The organism is Nocardia aurantia (assembly GCF_009604425.1).
In the GTDB taxonomy this organism is placed as follows: Bacteria; Actinomycetota; Actinomycetes; order Mycobacteriales; family Mycobacteriaceae; genus Nocardia; species Nocardia aurantia.
The window spans coordinates 1-4,209 of the sequence record NZ_WEGI01000038.1; the positions used below are offsets into that span (position 1 = coordinate 1).

A 4,209-nucleotide genomic window follows, 5' to 3' on the forward strand; every position below is an offset into this window, starting at 1 on the left:
CCAACACCACCTGCACCGGACCATTCCCCGTCTCCGGAAACACCGTCCGCAACGACTCATGACGATCAATCACATCAATCACCGCCACCTGCAACGCCGCCACATCCAACTCACCCGACAACCGAATAGCGACGGGAATGTTGTTGACCGCGTTGCTGGTGTCGAAGCGATTCAGGAACCACATGCGCTGCTGCGCCAGCGACAACGGCACCTCCGCCGGCCGCTGCCGGGCCACCAGCGCCTTGCGGGCGCCGTCGCCGGCATGCGATTCGATGCGCGCGGCCAGCGCCGCGACGGTGCTCGCCTCGAACAGCATGCGCACCGGTACCCGGGTGTCCAGTGCGGTGCCCAGCCGGGAGGCGACCTGGGTGGCGATCAGCGAGTTGCCGCCCAGTTCGAAGAAGTCGTCGTCGACGCCGACCCGGACGATACCGAGCACCTCGCCGAAGATCTGGGCGACGATCTCCTCGATCGGCGTTGTCGGAGCACGGAATTCGCGCACCTCGAAGACCGGTGCGGGCAGCGCCCGCCGGTCCAGCTTGCCGGAGGCGTTGAGCGGGAAGGCCTCCAGCACCACGATCGCCGACGGCACCATGTAGGCGGGCAGCGTGCGGTGCAGCGCGTTCTTGATGTTGTCCAGATCCACCGGGCCCGGCGTGGTGACCACATAGGCGACCAGCTGATCGCCGGCCACGGTGTCGATCACCAGCACGACGGCCTGATTCACCGCCTGGTGGCCCAGCAGTGCCGTCTCGATCTCGCCGAGTTCGATGCGCTGGCCGCGGAACTTCACCTGGAAGTCGGTGCGGCCGATGTACTCGAGGACGCCCTGAGCGCCGGAGGCGTTGGCGGAGAACCGGTTTCCGGCCCAGCGCACCAGGTCGCCGGTGCGATAGAGGCGGCTGCCGGGCGCGCCGAACGGGTCGGCCACGAACCGTTCCGCGGTCAGGTCGGGCCGGCCGTGATAGCCGCGCGCCACCTGTGCGCCACCGAGATAGAGCTCACCCGGTACCCCGGCGGGCACCGGCCGCAGTCCCTCGTCCAGGACGTACGCCTGCGCGTTCCAGACCGGACGGCCGATCGGCACCGAGGTGGGTACCGCATCGGTGATCGCCGCCGCGGTGGCGTGGACGGTGAATTCGGTGGGGCCGTACAGGTTGTGCACGGCCGCGGTGGAGAACTTGCGGAACGCCGCGACCATCGCGGGCGGCAACGCCTCGCCGGCCACCAGAACCGCACGCAGCGAAGAACTTTCGGCCGCCGAGGCGCTCGAGGCGAACACCGACAGCATCGACGGGACGAACGAGGTGAGGGTGACCCGATGCCGCCCGATGATCTCCGACAGGTACATCGGATCGCGGTGCCCGTCCGGCGCGGCGATCACCTGACGGGCGCCGACGGCGAGGCTGCCGAACAGCTCCCACACCGAGACGTCGAAGGTCACCGGGGTCTTCTGCAGGACCACATCGGTGTCGTCGATGCCGTATTCGGCGGTGATCCAGGCGATCTGGTTGAGCACGGCGGAATGCCGGATCGCGACGCCCTTGGGGCGGCCGGTCGACCCGGAGGTGTACAGCACGTAGGCGGTGTTGTCGCCGCGCAGCTGCCCGCGGCGCTCGCCGGCCGTGATCGGCGCGTCCGAATACGCGCTGTCCGCACCGAGTTCCAGCTCGTCGAGGTACACGACGGGGCAGTCGTCGAGCTCCACGTCGACCTCGTCGGCGCGAGTGGTCAACAGGCACACCGGATCAGAGCTGCGCAACACGTAGTCGGTGCGCTCGGCGGGATGATCCGGATCGATCGGCACGTAACCGCCGCCCGCGGTCAAGGTCGCGTAGATCGCCACCAGCATGTCGATCGAGCGGCGGATACCCACCGCCACGAGCGATTCCGGGCCGACGCCGTCATCGATCAGCTTGCGCGCCAAGCGATTCACCCGCGCGGCGAACTCCGCGTAGGACAGCTCGGCGGCCGGGCCGTATTCGCCACCGGACCGCTCGCCCGGATCGAAGATCAGCGCGGTCGCCTGCGGCCGCAGCCCCACCTGCCGCTCGAACAGATCGAGAACAGTGGTGGCCGTGGGCAGTTCGTGCGCGGTGCGATTCCACTGCTCGAGGATGGTGGCGCGCTCGGCGGCGTCCATGATCTCGATGTCGCGCACCCGGGCGTCGGGGTCGGCCAGCACATCGGTGAGCACCCGCAGATAGCCGCGGCCGAATTCGGCGACGGTGGCGGCGTCGAACAGATCGGTGGCGTACGAGACCACGACGGACACACCCGCCGGTTCGCCCTGGGCGCCGTGCTGTTCGGTCAGCGTCCACTGCAGATCGAACTTCGCGATGTCGACCTCGAGCTCGTCGGCGGTGACCTCGAGGTCACCCATCCGCAGCGTCGCGTGCGAGAGCTCCTGGAACGACAGCATCACCTGGAACAGCGGATGCCGCGCCTGCGACCGGGTCGGGTTCAGCACCTCGACCAGGCGCTCGAACGGCACGTCGGCATGCGCGAACGCGGCCAGATCGGTATCCCGTGTGCGCGTGAGGAATTCACCGAAGGAAGCGACGGTGTCGATTTCGGACCGCAGCACGAGCGTGTTGACGAACATGCCGATCAGGTCGTCGAGAGCCTGTTCGCCGCGACCGGCGACCGGGGTGCCGATCGCGATGTCGGTGGTGCCCGACAGCCGCGCCAGCAGAACCGCCAGCGCCGAGTGCAGCACCATGAACAGCGTGACGCCCCGGCCGCGGGCCAGGGCGGACAGCCCGGCGTGCGTCTCGGGATCGATCTCGAAGGTGATCCGGGAGCCGTGGAAGCTCTGCACCGGCGGCCGCGGCCGATCCGAGGGCAGGTCGATCTGGTCCGGCAGACCGGCGAGAGCGCCACGCCAGTAATCGATTTCGCGCGCGGCGATGGACGATCCGTCGTCCTCGGATCCGAGCACGCGCCGCTGCCAGAGGCTGAAGTCGGTGTACTGCACCGGCAACGGCTGCCAGGCCGGCGGCTGACCGGCCGCGCGGGCCAGATAGGCGGCGGTCACGTCGCGGGCCAGCGGCCCGAAGGAGAAACCGTCGGCGGCGATGTGGTGCACGACGAACGCGACGGCGTATTCCGGGCGCTCACCGCCGGCGATCTGGTAGACCCGCACCCGGATCGGCAGCTCGCTGGTGACATCGAATCCGGTGGACGCGAATTCGGCCAGGATGTCGCGCAATTCGGCCTCGGCGACCGGCAGCACCTCGACGCCGAGGTCGACCTCGTCCATCGGCACGACCTGCTGGAAGCCGCCGTCCCCGGATTCGGGGAACACGGTGCGCAGCGCCTCCTGGCGCTCGACGACGTCGTAGAGCGATTCGGTCAGCGCGTCGATGTCGACGCGGCCGCGCAGCCGCACCACGAACGGCAGGTTGTAGGTCGGGACGGTCGGATCGAACTGGTTCAGGAACCACATTCGCTGCTGCGCCAGCGACAACGGCATCCGCGCCGGAGCCTCCAGCCCGGACAACCGCTGCGCGACCAGCGGCGGACGGCTCTCCGTCGCCGGGGAGGCCGATTCCGCACGGGCCGCGATACCGGCCACGGTCGGGGTCTCGAACAGCGCGCGCACGCCGAGCCGGATGCCGAACGCGGCGGAGATGCGCGCCACGACCTGGGTGGCGACCAGCGAGTTGCCGCCGAGTTCGAAGAAGTTGTCGTCCACGCCGACCCGGGGCCGGCCGAGCACATCGGCGAACACCCCGGCGACGATCTCCTCCGCCTGGGTGCGCGGGGCGCGGTAACCGGCCGCATCGGCGCTGAACACCGGTTCCGGCAACGCTTTCCGGTCGAGTTTGCCGGAGGTGTTCAAGGGGAACGCGTCGAGCAGTACGATCGCGGCGGGCACCATGTAGGCGGGTAGTTGCCCGGCCGTGTGCCGGGTCAGTTCCGCCGCTTCGGGCGAGAAGCCCGGTGCGGCAACGACATAGGCGGCCAGTTGTTGCCCGGTGGCGGTGTCGGCGACCAGGACCACGGCCTGGCTCACCGCCGGGTGCGCGAGCAGTACGGTTTCGATTTCGCCGAGTTCGATGCGCTGGCCCCGGAACTTCACCTGGAAGTCGGTGCGGCCGATGTACTCGATCGCGCCGGTATCGTTCCAGCGCACCAGGTCTCCGGTGCGATACATGCGTTGCCCGGTGTCGGAGAACGGGTTCGCGACGAACCGGTCCGAGGTCA

General features: G+C 69.1%; 1 protein-coding gene. It reads right to left on the reverse strand.

Going from position 1 to position 4,209, the window contains the following annotated elements; genetic code table 11:
• A partial coding sequence (locus NRB56_RS38030) for a non-ribosomal peptide synthetase (RefSeq protein ID WP_153349227.1) occupies window positions 1–4,209 on the reverse strand: 4,209 nt, incomplete at both ends.